This window comes from Desulfoprunum benzoelyticum (assembly GCF_014201505.1).
GTDB classification, from domain to species: Bacteria; Desulfobacterota; Desulfobulbia; order Desulfobulbales; family Desulfocapsaceae; genus Desulfoprunum; species Desulfoprunum benzoelyticum.
The window spans coordinates 430569-446983 of sequence record NZ_JACHEO010000001.1 but is presented as its reverse complement, the minus strand read 5'-3'; the positions used below and the strand labels follow the sequence as shown (position 1 = coordinate 446983).

General features: G+C 61.5%; 17 protein-coding genes. 8 read left to right on the top strand and 9 right to left on the bottom strand.

Features of this window, described 5'->3' with window-relative positions; translation table 11 throughout:
• The 4 genes from HNQ81_RS01990 to HNQ81_RS01975 are packed head-to-tail and all read left to right on the top strand — an operon-like array spanning position 1 to position 3259.
• The gene (locus HNQ81_RS01990; RefSeq protein WP_183347766.1) at positions 1–582 is read left to right on the top strand and encodes a UbiX family flavin prenyltransferase; all 582 of its coding nucleotides are present in this window, start codon (positions 1–3) and stop codon (positions 580–582) included.
• Entirely contained in the window at positions 576–1436 is an 861-nt protein-coding gene (locus HNQ81_RS01985; protein ID WP_183347764.1) for a UbiA-like polyprenyltransferase, read from the top strand. Before HNQ81_RS01990 ends, HNQ81_RS01985 begins: the two co-directional genes overlap by 7 nt.
• A 4-nt stretch (positions 1437–1440) precedes the next feature.
• Positions 1441–2358, top strand: coding sequence for a DUF3108 domain-containing protein (locus HNQ81_RS01980; protein ID WP_183347762.1), 918 nt, complete (start codon positions 1441–1443; stop codon positions 2356–2358).
• 10 nt (positions 2359–2368) lie between these two features.
• Positions 2369–3259 (top strand): phosphoribosylaminoimidazolesuccinocarboxamide synthase, encoded by an 891-nt coding sequence (locus HNQ81_RS01975; protein ID WP_183347760.1) that lies wholly within the window; start codon positions 2369–2371, stop codon positions 3257–3259.
• A gap of 12 nt (positions 3260–3271) precedes the next feature.
• On the opposite strand, the gene HNQ81_RS01970 is transcribed toward HNQ81_RS01975, so the two are convergent.
• The 3 genes from HNQ81_RS01970 to HNQ81_RS01960 are packed head-to-tail and all read right to left on the bottom strand — an operon-like array spanning position 3272 to position 5089.
• Positions 3272–4162 carry a TIGR01777 family oxidoreductase gene (locus HNQ81_RS01970; protein WP_183347758.1) on the bottom strand — a complete coding sequence of 297 codons (891 nt, stop codon included), beginning with the start codon at positions 4160–4162 and terminating at the stop codon, positions 3272–3274.
• Positions 4159–4548, bottom strand: coding sequence for a nitrous oxide-stimulated promoter family protein (locus HNQ81_RS01965; protein WP_183347756.1), 390 nt, complete (start codon positions 4546–4548; stop codon positions 4159–4161). Before HNQ81_RS01965 ends, HNQ81_RS01970 begins: the two co-directional genes overlap by 4 nt.
• A gap of 1 nt (position 4549) precedes the next feature.
• Positions 4550–5089 (bottom strand): shikimate kinase, encoded by a 540-nt coding sequence (locus HNQ81_RS01960; protein ID WP_183347754.1) that lies wholly within the window; start codon positions 5087–5089, stop codon positions 4550–4552.
• Between the two features lie 424 nt (positions 5090–5513).
• On the opposite strand from HNQ81_RS01960, the gene HNQ81_RS01955 reads away from it, so the two are divergent.
• The 3 genes from HNQ81_RS01955 (at position 5514) to HNQ81_RS01945 (ending at position 7757) form a co-directional block, all read left to right on the top strand.
• Positions 5514–5837, top strand: a complete 324-nt coding sequence (locus HNQ81_RS01955; RefSeq protein ID WP_183347752.1) for a hypothetical protein — start codon at positions 5514–5516, stop codon at positions 5835–5837.
• 36 nt (positions 5838–5873) lie between these two features.
• Positions 5874–6575: a DVU0298 family protein gene (locus HNQ81_RS01950; protein ID WP_183347750.1), complete on the top strand. Its 702-nt coding sequence runs from the start codon at positions 5874–5876 to the stop codon at positions 6573–6575.
• 63 nt (positions 6576–6638) lie between these two features.
• A complete protein-coding gene (locus tag HNQ81_RS01945) occupies positions 6639–7757 on the top strand; it encodes a nitrilase-related carbon-nitrogen hydrolase (protein ID WP_183347748.1) in 1119 nt (372 codons plus the stop codon).
• A 10-nt stretch (positions 7758–7767) separates the two neighbouring features.
• Here the strand turns inward: HNQ81_RS01945 and HNQ81_RS01940 are convergent, their stop codons facing one another.
• From HNQ81_RS01940 to HNQ81_RS01920, 5 genes are all read right to left on the bottom strand, one after another.
• Positions 7768–8595, bottom strand: a complete 828-nt coding sequence (locus HNQ81_RS01940; protein WP_183347746.1) for an SDR family NAD(P)-dependent oxidoreductase — start codon at positions 8593–8595, stop codon at positions 7768–7770.
• A gap of 237 nt (positions 8596–8832) precedes the next feature.
• A complete protein-coding gene (locus HNQ81_RS01935) occupies positions 8833–10140 on the bottom strand; it encodes a hypothetical protein (protein WP_183347744.1) in 1308 nt (435 codons plus the stop codon).
• Between the two features lies 1 nt (position 10141).
• Positions 10142–10882 (bottom strand): outer membrane lipoprotein-sorting protein, encoded by a 741-nt coding sequence (locus HNQ81_RS01930; RefSeq protein ID WP_183347742.1) that lies wholly within the window; start codon positions 10880–10882, stop codon positions 10142–10144.
• Between the two features lie 10 nt (positions 10883–10892).
• Positions 10893–12137 carry an ABC transporter permease gene (locus HNQ81_RS01925; RefSeq protein ID WP_183347740.1) on the bottom strand — a complete coding sequence of 415 codons (1245 nt, stop codon included), beginning with the start codon at positions 12135–12137 and terminating at the stop codon, positions 10893–10895.
• The gene (locus HNQ81_RS01920) at positions 12130–12828 is read right to left on the bottom strand and encodes an ABC transporter ATP-binding protein (RefSeq protein ID WP_183347738.1); all 699 of its coding nucleotides are present in this window, start codon (positions 12826–12828) and stop codon (positions 12130–12132) included. The genes HNQ81_RS01925 and HNQ81_RS01920 overlap by 8 nt, the downstream gene beginning before the upstream one ends.
• A gap of 467 nt (positions 12829–13295) precedes the next feature.
• Here HNQ81_RS01920 and HNQ81_RS01915 point away from each other — a divergent pair, with 467 nt between their 5' ends.
• Entirely contained in the window at positions 13296–15605 is a 2310-nt protein-coding gene (locus HNQ81_RS01915) for a bacteriohemerythrin (RefSeq protein ID WP_183347736.1), read from the top strand.
• A gap of 126 nt (positions 15606–15731) precedes the next feature.
• Here the strand turns inward: HNQ81_RS01915 and HNQ81_RS01910 are convergent, their stop codons facing one another.
• On the bottom strand, positions 15732–16298 hold the full coding sequence (locus HNQ81_RS01910; RefSeq protein WP_205240139.1) for a DUF2179 domain-containing protein: 567 nt from the start codon (positions 16296–16298) through the stop codon (positions 15732–15734).
• Positions 16299–16415 lie beyond the last annotated feature (117 nt).

Here is a 16415-nt window from a genome sequence, read left to right as displayed (position 1 = left end):
ATGCAAACTGGAGCCCCCCACAGACTGCTTGTCGCCGTCACCGGCGCCAGCGGCATGCTCTATCTCCGAGCCTTTCTCAGAGTCATCGCCGCCAGCGGCATCGAGGTCCATGGGATCTGTTCCCCCTCCGGGCGCAAGGTCCTGGAGATGGAGGAGGGGATCGACCCGGCGGCTCTCCCCGCCATCGCCCGCTGGTTTGAACATGACGATTTCGCCGCCCCGCCGGCCTCGGGATCGAGCCGCTACGGGGGCATGATCGTCCTCCCCTGTTCGATGGGGACCCTGGCGGCGATCGCCTCGGGCCTCTCTATCAACCTGATCCACCGTGCCGCCGATGTCATGCTGAAGGAGAGGCGAACCCTGGTCCTGGCGGTCCGGGAAACCCCCTTCAACCGCACCCATCTCCAGAACATGCTGACCGCCCATGACGCCGGTGCAATCATCTGTCCGCCGCTGCCCGGCCATTATCTCCGGCCGGCAACGCTGGAAGAGGCGGCCCAGACCTGTGCCTGGCGGCTCGCCGATCAGCTGGGAATACAGGTCGCGAATCGTAAACGGTGGGGGGACGAGCCCCTGTGCTGAAGAAAATCGCCATCCTGGCCGAGATGATCAAGTTCGAGCTGACGATCTTCGCGATGCCCTTTGCCTTTACCGGCGCCTGCCTGGCGGCCGGCGGGGTGCCGGGAGCGACCGTCATCGTGTGGGTGGCTGTGGCGATGGTCGGGGCGCGGACCGCCGCCATGGGGTTCAACCGGATCGTCGACTGGCGTTTCGACCAGGCCAATCCCCGCACCGCCAACCGGGCCATCCCCAGCGGCGAGGTCAAGATGGCCGAGGCCTGGGCGATGGTGGTGCTCTCGGCCCTGCTGTTCTTTTTCGCCTGCGCCCGGCTCAACCCCCTGACCCTGCAGATCTCCCCCTTCGCCCTGGCCCTGACGCTGTTCTACTCCTACACCAAGCGTTTCACCAGCCTCTGCCACATCGTCCTCGGTCTGGCCCTGGCCATTTCTCCGCTGGGCGGCTGGGTCGCGGTGACGGGGAGTCTGGCCGGCTACCCCTTCGTCCTCTCCGCCGGGGTGCTGTTCTGGGTGGCCGGTTTCGACACCATCTATGCCTGCCTCGATGCCGACTTCGACAAGGACAGCGATCTCTTTTCGCTGCCGTCGCGGCTCGGGCGGCAAAGGGCCTTCCGCCTTGCCGTTTTCTTCCACGTCCTCGCCTTTCTGCTGTTCACCGCCACCGGGGTGGTGATGGGTCTCAACCACTGGTACTATCTCGGCCTGGCGCTGACCGCCGGGGCCCTGTTCTACCAGCATCTGATCGTGACCCCGCGCGATCTGTCGCGGATCAAGGCCTCGTTCTTTTCGATGAACGGTTTCATCAGTCTGACCATTTTCATCGCCACCCTGCTGTCCCTGCTGACCATGGAGAACTGAGGAGATGAGACGATATTTCCGGACCATTGTCCTGCTGCTCGGCCTGGTACTGCCTGCCGCTGCCGCCGCTGCCGAGGAGACGTCTGCCGCCGGCGCTCTCCCCTATGGCGTGATTGACCAGGAACTGCTGGAGACGGCCTATGTCGACGGTGAAAAGATGCTGTACGAGGTCTTCTGGACCGGCGGGGTGAAGATCGGCGAGTTGAGCCTGGAGATCAAGCGGATCAAGGGGATGAAGACGGCGACGCACCTGGTCAAGACGGTCATCACCACCGAGAACGGCGCCATCCACGGGATCTACCCGGTCCGGGACGTGCATGTGACGACGGTGCTCGGCCGGGACCGCCTGCCGTCGCGGTACGAAGTCAAACAGAAGGAAGGGTTCAATTACGAGGCCTATCGCCTGACGAGGTACAATCAGCAGACCGGCAGGATCTGGTACAAGAAGAACGACGACCCTTCGACCACCTACATGGTGGAGGCGCCGATCCATAACGAGTTTTCGGCCTTTCTCGGCAGTCGGGTCATGCCGTTTACGGTCGGCCAGGCCTTTCTGGTTCCGACCTTTGCCGATAAACGGCGCAACGAGGTCCAGGTCAAGGTCCTGGCCCGGGAAACCCTGGAGGGGACAGTCCTGGGAACGGTCGAAACCATGCAGGTGACGCCGATCCTCGAGTTCAAGGGGCTGTACGACAAGAGTGGGGATACGGTCATCTGGTATACCGACGATCAGTGCCGGGTGCCGGTGCGGATCAATTCAAAACTGGTGATCGGTTCCTTGACCCTGGACCTGGTCAGCTATTACAATACCCGCTGCCCGCAGTACCACGGGGCGGTTCCGGGCAAGGGGAAGAAGGCTGAGAAGCCGGTGGCGGCCGCCGACCGAGTGTCCGGCGGAACCAATGAAGAACATACCAACTGAAGGAATCTCTATGACGATCGTGAAGACGACCGATTTTGCCGACTTGATCCTTGTGCACCGCGGCAAGGTCCGGGATATGTACGCCCTGCCGGGCTTCGACGACCTGCTGCTGATGGTGGCGACCGATCGGATCTCGGCCTATGACGTGGTGATGGACGATGTCATCCCCGGCAAGGGCGAGATCCTGACCCGGCTCTCGCTGTTCTGGTTCGAACTGCTGGCGGATATCGTCGACAATCATCTGATCACCGCCGATGTTGATGACTATCCGGCGGTCTGCCGTCCCTACGCCGACGAGCTGCGGGGGAGGTCCATGCTGGTGTGGAAGACCCGGCCGCTGCCGATCGAGTGCATCGTCCGCGGCTATATTTCGGGGTCGTTCTGGAGCGCCTACAAGCAGGATACCACCGTCTGCGGCTTCGTCCTGCCGCCGGGGATGCGGGAATCGGACAAGTTCGCCGAGCCGCTGTTCACCCCCTCGACCAAGGCCGAGCTGGGCACCCATGATGAAAATATCTCGCTGGCGGCGATGGAGAAGATCGTCGGCGCCGACCGGGCCCGGGAGATCGCGACGATCAGCACCCGCCTCTACCAGCGGGCTGCCGATTACGCCCTGCAGAAGGGAATCATCATCGCCGACACCAAATTCGAACTGGGCGTGAAAGACGACAAACTCATCCTGATCGATGAGGTCCTGACTCCCGATTCGTCGCGGTTCTGGCCGCTCGACCGCTATGCGCCGGGGCAGGGGCAGCCGAGCTACGACAAGCAGTTCCTGCGTGATTACCTGTCATCGCTGACCTGGGACAAGACCCCGCCGCCACCGCCGCTGCCGGCGGAGATCGTCGACAAGACTCGGTCCCGCTACCTCGAAGCGCTGCAGCGGATTACCGGGGAATAGGACCTATCTCTGTTAATTGCCGGTGCAGGAGAGCAGGACCTGGCGCAGATCCTCCTCCTTGAACCGGTAACCGGCCTCGAGCAGCCGGGTCGGGATGACCCGGCAACTGCTGAGCACCATCTCGTCAGCCATCTCTCCGAACAGCAACCGGACCAGAAAGGCCGGGGCCGGCATGATCGTCGGCCTCCTGAGGACCTCGCCGAGGGTCTTGACAAAGACCCTGTTGGTCACCGGGGTGGAGGTGACGGCGTTGAACGCGCCGGTCGCCGCTTCGTTGTTGATCACGAAATTGACGATCCCGGCGAGGTCGTTGATGCTGATCCAGCCGATATACTGGTTGCCGTCGCCGATAACCCCGCCGACCCCCGCCTTGAATGCCGGCAGCATCTTGTGCAGCGCCCCGCCGCGCGGGCTCAGGACCATGCCGAAGCGGAGGATCACCACCCTGATTCCCGCCAGCTCCGCCTTCATTGCCGTTTCTTCCCACTGACGACACACCTCGGCGAGAAACCCGGATCCGACCGGCGACCGCTCGTCGACGATGGCGTCGCCGCGGTTGCCGTAATAGCCGGTCGCCGAGGCGCAGATCAACAGTTTCGGCCGTTTGCCGGGCTGGCTGATATAGTCCACCAGTTCCCCGGTGCCGTCCACCCGACTGCGCAGGATTTTCTCCTTTTGTTGCGCATTCCAGCGCTTGTTGGCGACGTTTTCCCCTGCCAGATTGATCACGACGTCGAAGGGGGTTTGATCGGCGTCGGCGTCAAGCGCTTCGGTATCCCACAACCGATCCCGGTTCTTGTCCTTGTGCCGGCGCAGCGGCCGGATGCTGTGACCTTGCTGGAACAGTGATTCGGCCAGGGCGCTGCCGACAAGTCCGGAAGCGCCGGTAAGAAGTATTTTCATGATTTTGTCCTGTGCTTGTTCCGGGTTGAAAGACTGCTGTGGTGCCGCTGGCCGGGAACCGGCGCCCGGCGGCGACTGTCGATCAGATGCCTGAGGGCCATCAGCGGATGGGCCCATACCATCCTCGGGCCGGCATAGCGCATGACGCTGCGGACCTCGATACGGTACCGCGGGGCGTAACAATGCACGGTGCAGTTGCCGCAGGTTGGTTTTTTCTGCTGAAACGGGCATTTCGCCAGTCTTCTGGCGGCATAGGCCGCCAGTTCGCGGCATTGCGGGCAAAGTTGCCCCGCTGCCGGCTGATGGTGGTCGCGGCAGTAGATGGCGATCATCGCCGAGACGGTCGCAAGCTCTCTCGCCAGGCGGGGCGGCAGACTGTCTTTCATCTTATCGCTGACCTCCGTCCATGGTGTCCGTGCGATTTTTCAACGCGTCGATAATCTCCTCGCAGACTGCTTCCTGGCTCAGCTCGGAGGCGGCAATGGTGATATCGGCGTAGCGGCGGTACAGTCCCAGACGCTCGTCAAAGAGGTCCTGAAAGCTCTGCTCCGGCCGTTTGGCGAGGCCGCGGGTTTCGTAGTTCCTGATCCGGGTCTTGAGCGTCGGCAGATCGACATGCAGAAAGATGCACAGACCCTCCTGTTTCAGGTGGGTCATCGCCCGGGCACTGTAGGCGGCGCTGCCGCCGGTGGCGATGACATGGTTGCGGCAGACAACGCCCAGCAGCACCCGCTCTTCGATATCACGCAATGCCATGTGGCCGTCGCGGTTGACGATATCCTGCAGCGTCCTGTTCTCGGCAAGTTGGATCAGGACATCGGTATCGACGTAGTTCTTGGCCGTCATTTTGGCAAGGATGATACCGACCGTACTCTTTCCCGATCCCGGCATGCCGATCAGCACGATATTTGATTTTCGACGGTCCATGAGTGTTGATGCTCGTTCCTGTTGAGGCTCGGATTGAATATGTAATAAAGTGTAAACCGCCGGGGCTATTTGGCAACAGGATTTTTCCATCCGGAATTTTTGACGATTCCGAAAACCGACGGGTGTGGATCGCCTTCTCCTCTTTTCCGGAAAGGGGATGAGAAAAAAATTGCTCTTTCATTCCAGCAGTGTATCATTTCGGAATTGTCTCCATGGAGCCGAGGAGTCGGAATGGCGACAAGGATTGATCACGGCCGGGAAGAGGAGGGCTTGCAGCCCAACTTCCTCAGGTCGGGGTGGGCGTTGCGGGCCACGCATCTGTTCGCATGACAGGGACCTTGCCGGTGGAGGCCATGTCCGGAGGAGTTGATGGTGGCAGCAACGGAAGGCAAAAAAATTATATTCATTTTCCCGTGTGAGCGAAATGTGGAATACGATTGTGGAGTGGTTTGATTCGACCCACCTTGTTCAACAGATCATCGAGGTCGACTACGTCGGTCTGTTTACCAATCCCTGGTTCCTGGTGCCGTTCTGCATCCTGATCGCCTATCTGATCTACCGCCAGAGCTGGAAGGACCTGGTCATCATCACCATTCTGCTTGCGGTGTGGTGGGTGTCCGGCACCGAATACATGAATTCCCTGATTGTCGATGGTGAACTGCAGATCTCAAAAATCCTGCCGGTCGCCTTTGGCGGAGCGGTCGTCCTCGGGTTCGTGATCTACCTGTTCTTCGGTCGCTCGGATTGAGGTCGTCCGGTTTGATGAATGAGGGAGGGGTGGACGATGGGACGGCGGGAAAGAAAGAATGAAATTCTGTCGCTGCTTGGCCGGCCAGATCTGGCCGCTATCCTCGAGACAACCGCCTCCCTGGCCCCCCGCGACCTGATCGCGCCCCTGTTCTCCGCCCTCTGCCATCGGGACGAGCTGGTCCGCTGGCATGCCGTCAGCGTCTTCGGCGCCACCGTCAATCGCATCGCCGGACAGGACATGGAATCGGCCCGCATCGTCATGCGGCGCTTCCTCTGGAGCCTCAACGACGAATCGGGCGGGATCGGCTGGGGGGCGCCGGAGGCGATGGCCGAGATCATGTTCCTGTCCCGGCCCCTTGCCGAAGAGTACCTGCACATGCTGGTCTCCTACATGCGCGAGGATGGTCCGGAGGCCTTCCAGGACGGTAACTTCATCGAATTGCCGATGCTGCAGCGGGGACTGCTGTGGGGGATCGGCAGGCTTGTTCCCCGCTATCGGTCGACCCTGGCGGCGATGGGAATAGCCGCTGATCTCCGGCAGTATCTCCAGTCGCCGGATGGGGATGTCCGGGGGCTGGCCGTTCGCTGTCTCCTGCTGCTCGGCGATCGGCTGGAGGGGAAGGACTATGATTTCCTGCGGCAGGATCGGCACCGCTTCAAGTTTTACACCGGCGATGGTTTCCTCCTCTGCACCGTCGCCGACCTTCTTCGCCAGGGGTGGCATGGAGAACAATAGCCCCCCGCCGACAACGCAATCGGTGGGACCGATGTCAGCCGGTCCCGGATCAAACGTGTGATTATGATGATACGCGCAAATGACCTCTTTGCCGGCCTCGGTTTTGTCCAGTACCGGATACAACCGGGCGAACCGGAGCGCAATCTTCAACAGGTCGCTGCCGCCCTGGAGTCGGTCGAAGGTCTTCATCGCAGCCTCGTCGTCCTGCCGGAGCTGTGGGCCTCGGGCTTTGCCTATGGCCGGTTCGAGGCGATGGCCGACCAGACCCCGACGATGCTGGCGGAGCTGGCAATCCTCGCCGGCCGCTACAACTGCATCTTTGCCGGCTCGCTGCCGGAACGGGCGGAAGAGGACAAAGGCGAGATGTTCTACAACACGCTGTATGTCAGCGGCGCCGCCGGTGTCCTGGGGTGCTATCGGAAACAGCAGGTGTTCGCCTTCGGCGGTGAGGATCAGGCCTTCATCTGCGGCATCGAGCCCTACCCGGTAGCGACGCCGCTGGGGCGGCTCGGCTGCCTGGTCTGCTACGACCTGCGCTTTCCGGACCTGGCGCGGCGGCAATGCCAGCAGGGCGCCGACCTGTTGCTCTGTTCGGCGGAGTGGCCGCAGGCGCGGATCAAGCACTGGCGGGCGATGCTCAAGGTCCGCGCGGTCGAGAACCAGACCTTTGTCGTCGCCTGCAACGGCTGGGGCGAGGTCGAGGGGATGAACCTGGGCGGAAGTTCGATGGTCATCGACCCCCGGGGCCGGATTCTGGCCGACGCTGCTGACGGTCCGCAGGCGGTCGTGGTCCCGGTCAAGTGGCGGCGACGGGAGGACTATCGCTCCCATTTCAGCTCTTTCGCCGTTTCTTCGTACCCGTTCCGGGACGTCAGCAAGATCCTGCCGTCGGCGGCAGCCTGTCTCGATCTGCTGGCGGTGAGGCAGGGGGTGAGGCAGCGGTTGGTGTGCTGCGAGGTCGTCGAACCGGTGAACACGGCGATGCTCCAGGCCCTCGAGGAGGCGCGGCGGCAAGGGGATTTTCTGCTCGTCGCCGTCTCGGCAGGGGCACAGGGCGAACCCAATCAGCGCCTGCTGGCCGCCCTCGGTTGCGTCGACGCCGTCTGTTGTCTCGATGCCTTCACGAAGGCCGAGCGGGCCAGGCTCCTTGACCTGACCGCCGGGATGAAGGTCATCCGCTAAATCCCGCCGCTCAGAGGATACCCGGCGGCATCGCCGGCACCCGGTCGCCGCCGAGGACGAAACCGCCATCGAGTCGCAGCACTGCCCCGGTCATATAGGCGGCGTCGACGGCGACGAACAGCACCGCCGTCGCGACCTCCTCCGGCAGACCGGTGCGGTGAAGAAGGGTGTGCCGCACCAGTTCGTCCCGCTGCTCCTGCGACAGCGCCCCCCAGCCGCGGGTCCGGTCGCCGTGGCGGCCATCGATCAGGCCGAGCATGATCTCGTTGACCCGTACCGTCGGGCCGGCCTCCCGCGCCCAGGTCTCGGTCAACGACGACACCGCCCGGTTGGCGGCGCTGTAGCCGTCGTTGAAGACCAGGGCGGCCGGGCCGCTGCGGCCGGTCATCGCGGCGATCGAGGTGACGTTGACGAGCGCCGCCCCGCCGGTTTTTTGCATCAGCGGCAGGCAATGGCGGTAGAGCAGCCACTTGGCGGTCAGCGTCGTCGCCAGTTCGAGCTCCCACTGGCCGCGGTTGTGGGGCTGATCGTAACTGCCATGGACCACCGGCATGCCGCCGCGCTCGATATTGTTGATCAGAAAGTCGAGCCGTCCGAACCTTTCCTCAACGGTTGCCGCCAGGGCCGCCACCGCCTCGCCGACGCGCAGGTCGACCGCCAAGGTCACATAGGCAAAGCCCCGCCCCTCAAATTCCTCCGTCATCTCCCGGGTCGATTCCGGCCAGTCGTGGACGGGGAGGATCAGGGTGGCCCCCTCTTCGCCGAAGCGCCGGGCGATGGCCCGCCCGACCGGACGCGAGGCCCCCGGGATGAGCGCGATCCGACCGTGTAAGCTCATGATATTATCCTTTCCAGCCGGCGCTGCGGCCGGGTTTCTTCTGTTGAATCGCAAGGGGTGGTCTTCGGGGGAGCAGAGCACGTGGTTGCGCCCCGGGCGGCCAGGTGTCTACCGCCTTGGAGGTCGGCTCGCCTCACCCTTTTGTAATGTCTCCGGCGCTTGCCGTCAATCGAAACGGAAGGAAAAAGGAGCGGGCGCCGGCCTCTGGCCGCTTTGGCAGACTGCCGGCCGGCGATCTCAGAAAAAATACCTGACCCGCAACTCCAGTCTGCCGCTGTTCTGCTTTTCGCCGTAATCGCTGGAATCGGGACCGTTCAGCAGGGCGAGGCGCAGCAGCAGTTCCCAGTTGGTGAACCCGGTGTAGGCCATCTCGGGGGTGATCGAAAAGCTCCTGTCATGAAGGTTGATGATCGTTGTCAGGGCCGGCGTGAAGTACAGGATGTCGAAGGGTTCCTTCAACGACAAACGGGCATAGAGGTAGTCCCTGCCCGCATAGGGTCTGCCGTATCCCTGAGTGCTCATCTGCCCGGCCAGGTCGTAGAGACTGGCGGCGCCACTCGTCAGATAGAGGTCTCGGGCCTCGTCGACAAGATGAAAAAACCGCTCCATCTCCGCTTCGCTGTAACCGATGCCGTTATGGTAGTATTCGATGATCGTCGTCAGATCGAAGCTGGTGAGGTAACGGATGCCGGCCAGCAGCGAGGTGCGGTCGCCGGTTTCGCGGCGCAGGCCGCCGTCGCTCCTCAGGATGGTCCGGGGCATATCGGCGAACCAGGCGACTTCGCCATGGATTTCGAAATTGCTGCTGATGTTGCGGGACAGATCGACGCCGAATCGGGTGGTCCGGCTGTCGCCGGTGAAGGCGAGGATGTCGATGTCGGTGTCGAGGTAAAGGAGATAGAGTTTCGCCGCCAGATTGAGATGGTCCTCGTTGCCGAAGTCCTCGTTGACATCGTTCCACACCGGCACGATCGCCGCCGTCAGGGCGATGTTCTGCAGATCCCCCGGCCGGCTCTTGATCCACTCCGCCTCGGCGGCGACATACCCTTCGAGCGCCTCCTCCGGATTGTTCGGATCCTTGGTGCGGTTGATGAAACCGACGGGGTTCCAGGCATATCCCTTGCCCCATTTGTACGATTTCTTGCCGATGGCGGCGTTGATTTCCGCCGAAGGGCGCAGCGTGGCGTACCCCTCGTAGAGGTCGAGGGAGTCCGACCAGCCGAGGTCGTCCTGGGCGGCGATCCCTTTGCCCAGCCAGTTGATGCTTGCCGACTGCCAGGTCGACGAACCATGCAGCTGCAGGCCGACGGTCATCCGGTCGAGGGTCGAGACGGGATCGTCACGGAAGTTGAGCAGGGAGGCGGCGCCATCCTCCCTGATCTCCATGTGTTCGCCGTCGATTTCGACAAATCCCCCGATTTCATGGGTTTTCTTTGTCAGTTCATGAAGTTCGAAAGTGAAGTCGTCAGCCCCGTGAACCGGCGCAGCGGCGACGAGGCCCAGCAGCAGGCCGAGAACGATTGTCCTGCCGCCGGCCGCCGGCAAATCAGCGGAGTTCCTCGACCCTGGGCAGGTAGTTGAGCGTGAAAATCTCATCGGCGAATTCCTTGGACGCGAGCCTGGCGAAGATCATGACCGATTTGTACCCCTTGTGCAGGGGACTGTCGGTCTCGAGCATCGAAGGCCGGACAATGCCGTCGCCGAAGTCCTCGATCTTGCTGTAGCGCAGGGTTTTGATCAGCATGCCGCTGGCGGCGTGGCATTCGATGGTCAGCGGCAGCATGGTCTTGCTGTCCACCTCCATCTTCAGGCTGTCGTAGGCCACCGTGGCGTTGCGGGCCTTGAGCTCGAGATGGTAGCGATCGCCATCCTCCTTGATGTTCTGGACGGTGTATTCGACGCTGTAATCGAGATTGAGGATGTCCGAGTTGTTGAAGACCCCGCCGATGACCGACTGCAGGCTGGTGATGCGGATCGGTTTGCCGACATTGGGGATGTAGAGCCACATGTTGTCGCCGAGGCGCAGGGTGGCGCGGCCTTTTTCGCTCGCCGGGGAGAGAAAGAGGGCGACCATCTTGTCCTGCCCCTTCTTGACTGTATAGAGCACATATTCCTTGGTCTTGCCGTCCGGTTCGACATTGATCAGCTTGCGGTACATCTCGTAGGATTCAGGCTGCATCTTGCGGTCGACCTGCAGCAGGATCGCCGTGCCGTCGAGGGCGGGGGCGGGTGGCGCCCAGACGAGGGGCAGGAGCATGAGGACGCAGGCGAGCACAACTCTTTTCATGGCATATCTCCTATACGTGGCGCAGGGCGGTGATGGGGTCCATGCGGGCGGCTTTCCAGGCCGGCTGCAGGCTGCCGAGAACGGCGATACCGATGACGATCAGGGCGATGGAGATCACATCTCCGGTCTTTATAAAGGGAATGAGGACCAGGCCCTGCTGCTGGCCGAAATTGAAGGTCAACTCCGCCGCCCGCAGGACCGCGATCGCCGCCAGGCTGACGACGATGCCGATCGCCGCCCCGAGGATGCCGAGCAGGAAGCCTTCGGTGAGGAAGAGGGCGAGGATCCGGGTCGGGACGGTCCCCATCGCCGCGATCGTGCCGATCTCGTTGATCCGTTCGTAGACGGCCATGATCATGACGTTCATGATGCTGACGAGGACGATCGCCACCAGCATGACCTTGATCGACATGGTCATCAGGTCGATCATCTTGGCAATGTTGAAAAACGGGGACAGGCTCTCCCAGGTATGGGCCTCGAAGGCCGGTTTTCCAGCCTGGTTGATCATCGGTGCGAGGGTATCGTTGATGGCGGCATAGGTCGAGTCGAGCTTGTCGAGATCCTTGATGCGGACGGCGATCTCGCTGATCTCCTTTTCCTCCAGGCGCAGCAGGGTCCGGGCGTCATCGAGGTGGATGTAGCCGTCGCGGCCGCCGGGGCCGGTGACCCCCTCGACGATGCCGCCGACGGTGAAGGGCTGGCCGTTGACCGACCCGTCGTCGTTGGTCGCCACCAGGACGATGCCGTCGCCGACCTTGACGTTCATCCCCTTGGCGATCAGCTCGGGCACCAGGATCTCGCCCTGCCGCACCAGGCCCTCCCCGCCGCCGTCGATGACGCGCTCCCGCAGCAGCGGCACGGTCTCCATCTCCCGTTCGGGGATGACCGCGTTGAGGCGGATGTTGGTGGTTTCGGTATAGTTGCTGAACATCGCTCCGAGTCTGATCCGCGGCGAGTAGGCGGCGATGGCGGGATGTTCCTCCAGGATCTCCGTGACCTTTTTGACCTGCCCCTCCTTCATGTTGCGGTTCAGCGGCAGCGTGTCGATCGAGGCCAGGTAGCCTTTCTGATGGATCTGCAGGTGACCGAGCATCGAGTCGGTGATCTGGGCGATCATCATGCTCTTGAACGAACCGGAAACCGAGATGAACAGCAGCACCGCGACCACGCCGAGGGTGATGAGCGAGGAGGTCAGCAGGGTCCGGCGCCGATAGCGGCGCAGATTGCGGGCGGCGATCTTGATCGTGTTACGCATGGGAACCTCCGTCAATGTCGCCAACGGCGAGACGACCGTCTTCGATGGTGAAGATCGTTTCGGCGCTGCTGACGATTTTCGGGTCATGGGTCGAGAAAATAAAGGTCGTGCCGAACTCGTCCCGCATCGCCTTCATCAGGCTGATGATGTGCAGGGCGGTCACCCGGTCGAGGTTGGCGGTCGGCTCGTCGGCGAGGATCAGTTCGGCGCGGGTGACCAGGGCCCGGGCCACCGCCACCCGCTGCTTCTGGCCGCCGGAGATCTGGTGCGGGTACTTGTGCCCCTGGTCGGCCATGCCGACGGCGGCAAGCATCGTTTCGACCCGCTGCCGCCGTTCGTCCTGCGGCCAGGTCTGCACCATCTGCAGCGGGTATTCGATGTTTTCGAAGACGGAGAGAACCGGGATGAGGTTGAAGTCCTGGAAGATGAATCCGATGTGCCGGCCGCGGAATTCGGCGGCGGCCCGTCCCCTGAGGGCGGAGACATCCTGGCCGGAGACCGTCAGGTGGCCGCCGGTCGGCGGGTCGAGGCAGCCGAGCATGTTCAGCAGGGTGCTCTTGCCGCTGCCGGAAGGACCGACAAAGGAGACGAAGGACGCGGGTTCGATGGTGAAGTCGATCCCGCGGATGGCCTTGACCGGAATATCGCCGGGATAGGTCTTTTCGAGGTGTTTTGCGGTGATCAGAGACATGGCATGCTCCCGGGAAGAAGGCGTCGGAGACCGGCGTGGTTTGGAATGATGTTATTGCAATGATGATGCCAGAAAAAGGTATGGTTCTGAAACTGGGTGCCGGCTCACGTTGTGTGCATTATCTCATATCGGTGGTGTCGCGGTCAAGGTGGGAATGTGGGTAAAAAGTATCCGTCCTGACGGCTGGAGACGGTAATTTTTACCGGTCTACATCGGCTGGACCGGCAGGTTTTCCGGTCAGAGGTTGCGACGGCTGTTTGACTTCTCCCTTCAATTCGCATACTGTCTCGAGAATTTGGCATCAGGCGAGCAATCGACCTGGTACCGGGTATGATCGGCATTGGCCTGCGCTGTGGAATTGGGTCTGGTGGCAGTGCATGGATGCCATCAGAGTGGGATGAGGGGCGCCATGGTCTGCCGGCGGCTGGCGGCGCGGGGGGCGAGGGACGGATGGAAACGGATACGGTATGAACTCGAGCGCGCGGCATCAGGCCCGTTTTTCCCGGGAATGGCTGATTTTCAGCCTGAGCATGATAATCCTCGGGCTCTGGCACGGCTACTTCACCTGGTACGACTATCAGCACATAGAGTCTCGGGAGCGGCAGCGCCTGGCAACCCAGGCCAGGGTCATCGAGAACCTGATCGCTCTGCAGCTGGAAGCGATCGGCGGCACGCTGGCGCAGGTCCGGCAGGATCTGGGGCCGGAATGGCGCCGTGACGAGGGTTTGATCGTGGCAACCGGAGGGCGGCTCGAAGGTCTGGTGAAGGCCACCACCAGTCTGGGCACGATCGCCATCCTCGACGCTGCCGGGCTGGTGGTGACTTCAAACCTGAAGGAGCTCGTCGGCAAATCTTTTCCGCAGCGGAATTTTTTTCAGACGGTGCGCAAAGATCCGCAGCCCGACACCCTCTATGTCGGTTCTCCGTACAGAACTTCCCTCGGGGCGTGGACCATCAACCTGTCCCGGGCGATTATCGATGACCGGGGGCACTTTGCCGGCGTCGTCACCGCCTCCCTTGATCCGGCGACCTTCAAAGTCGTTTTGAATGCCGTGCTGTCCGCCCCTGACGCCTGGTCCGCCCTGGTGCACGAGGATGGGGGTCTGCTCGTGATCGCAGCAGGGGGAGGGCCTGACCGCAGCGGCATGCCCGGCGTCGCTGACATCGGCGCCTGGACGGAGAAAACCGGGGCCGGGGTCGAGGTCTTCAAGACGACCGCCGATCCCCCCGGACGGCGGCATCTGGTCGGGATTCGCAGTATTGAGCCGGCAGGGCTGAAGATGGATCAAAGCCTGACTGTTGCCGTGAGCCGCGATCTGCATGCGGTTTTCACGGAATGGAGGCTCGACACGCTGGTGCATGGCGCCCTGTATCTGCTGGTCGTCGCCATCGGCGGTTGCGGCCTCTTTGTTATGCACAGGCGGCGGCAGTGTGTCGAAACAGCGGCGGCGGGATCGGGCGAGGCCCGCGCGACCGTCGAAAATTTCTTTGCCATCGCCCCCGACCTGCTGTGCATCGCCGATCTTGACGGCCGCTTCCGCAAGCTCAACCCCTCCTGGGAGAAGCTCCTCGGCTATCCGCTTGCCGAGATGGAAGGGACGCCCCTGCCCCGCTATCTCCACCCGGAGGATGTCGAGCCGACACTGGAGGCGCTGTCAGCCCTGGCGGCGGGGAGGGACGTGATCGGGTTTGTCAATCGGTTTCGGCGCCGGGATGGCTCTTACCACTATATTGAATGGCGCTCGGCGGTCCGAGACGACCTGATCTTCGCCTCCGCCCGTGACGTTACCGAACACAAGGAGATGGAACTGCGGTTGAAGCACATGGCCTATCATGACCGTCTGACGGGGCTGGCCAACAGGTCGCTGCTGTTCGGCAGGCTTTCCCATTCGCTGTCGGCCGCCGGTCGCAACAACACCCGGGTGGCTATCCTGTTCATCGATCTGGACGGTTTCAAGGAGGTTAACGATAGCAGCGGTCATGAAAGCGGCGATATCGTCCTCAAGACCGTGGCCGAACGCTTTCAATCGGCGGTGCGGGCGTCGGATACGGTGGCCCGGATCGGGGGAGATGAATTCGTCGTCGTCCTCGCCGATATCACCAAAACCGCGCATGTGGGACCTGTCGCCGGCAAGCTGCTGGCCTCGCTCGAATCTCCGATCGCTCTGACCGAGGGCCGGACAGGCCGAGTCGGCGCCAGCATCGGCATCAGCATCTATCCGGACAACGGCAGGGAGATGGACGAACTGCTCGAGGCGGCCGACACTGCGATGTACCAGTGCAAAAGATCAGGCAAAAATCGCTACCTGTTCTCCGACCGCGCGCCGTTTGCAGAAGCGGGGGAGGACGGCCGGATCGTTCTCGGCGAGACGTATCTGCTCGGAATCACGGTACTGGACGAACAGCATCGGAGGATGACGGAGTTGGTCAACCTGCTCATCGATGCCGTCCGTACCGATGCCGGAGACGATCGGAGTTCTCGTCTGCTCAACGAGCTGGTCGAGTACACCACCTCCCATTTCAATACCGAGCGGGAGCTGATGGAGCGGTTTGACTATCCGGATCGGGCCACCCACAACGCCTCCCATGACTACCTGCTGGTGGAAATAGCCGATTTCGGCGAACAACTGGCGCAGCAGGGGAAACTGTTCATGGTCAAGCTGATCAGGGATTGGCTGCTGCAGCACATCGCCAGGGAGGATCGGCCCCTCGGCAGATTTCTTCGGGACCGGATGGCGGACAACCATTCTGAACGGATTGCATCTGACGGTTGTTGATCACATCTGAGGAGCGTTGAATTATCACAATGCTATCTGTTTGACTGGTGCTTTGTTGTCAGGGCGCGAAAGAAAATCGACAACGGCGATAGTGAAAGAATGCTGCATGGTTGGACGAACTCCTGTCTATTTATTGTCAGGAGAAACAAGAGGGGGCACAGACAGTAAATCCGTCCCGCTTTCACCAGAAGACTTTGCCATATGCACAGAACGAATGTCGTCAATTATGATGAGGCAGTGTGGGTCTGCATGTCTGGCGATACCCATAGCGCGTGAAACTTCTCTTCGTTTTACCTGTACGAAGAGCAATTGGACAACACCATCGCGACCGTTTCCATCAAAGACAGTCACACGGTAATCCTTTTCTCGAAATCGCTGCGCAACAAGGTGTCCGGATCTTGAGAATATCCTGATAACTTGTTCGCCAATTTTAAGGAGGTTTTCGATGGTCATGCCAACAAATGTACCGGTCGCAAAACCTGTTGCAAAAGCAATCGAAGTGAGAGGATCCTGGATTGATGACAGGACGCGAGATACTGCATAAACCCATATAATCGCTTCAAAAAAGGCGATAATGAAGACGTAGCTCTTGCGCCCACGAATAATCAGCGCATGGCGAATCGTTCCAAGACCTACGTCGCACACACGCGCAATGAATATGGTTAGCGCGATAATGATATTTGATTCAGTCATTATGTAATCTCTGTCTTGTTTTTGAAGTGTCCAACAAGTGACTATGTATGTCCGTGTAGCACGCTATCTGAGATATTATCCGGAAAGCGGCCGGAATAATACTGATTTGTCTCTGCC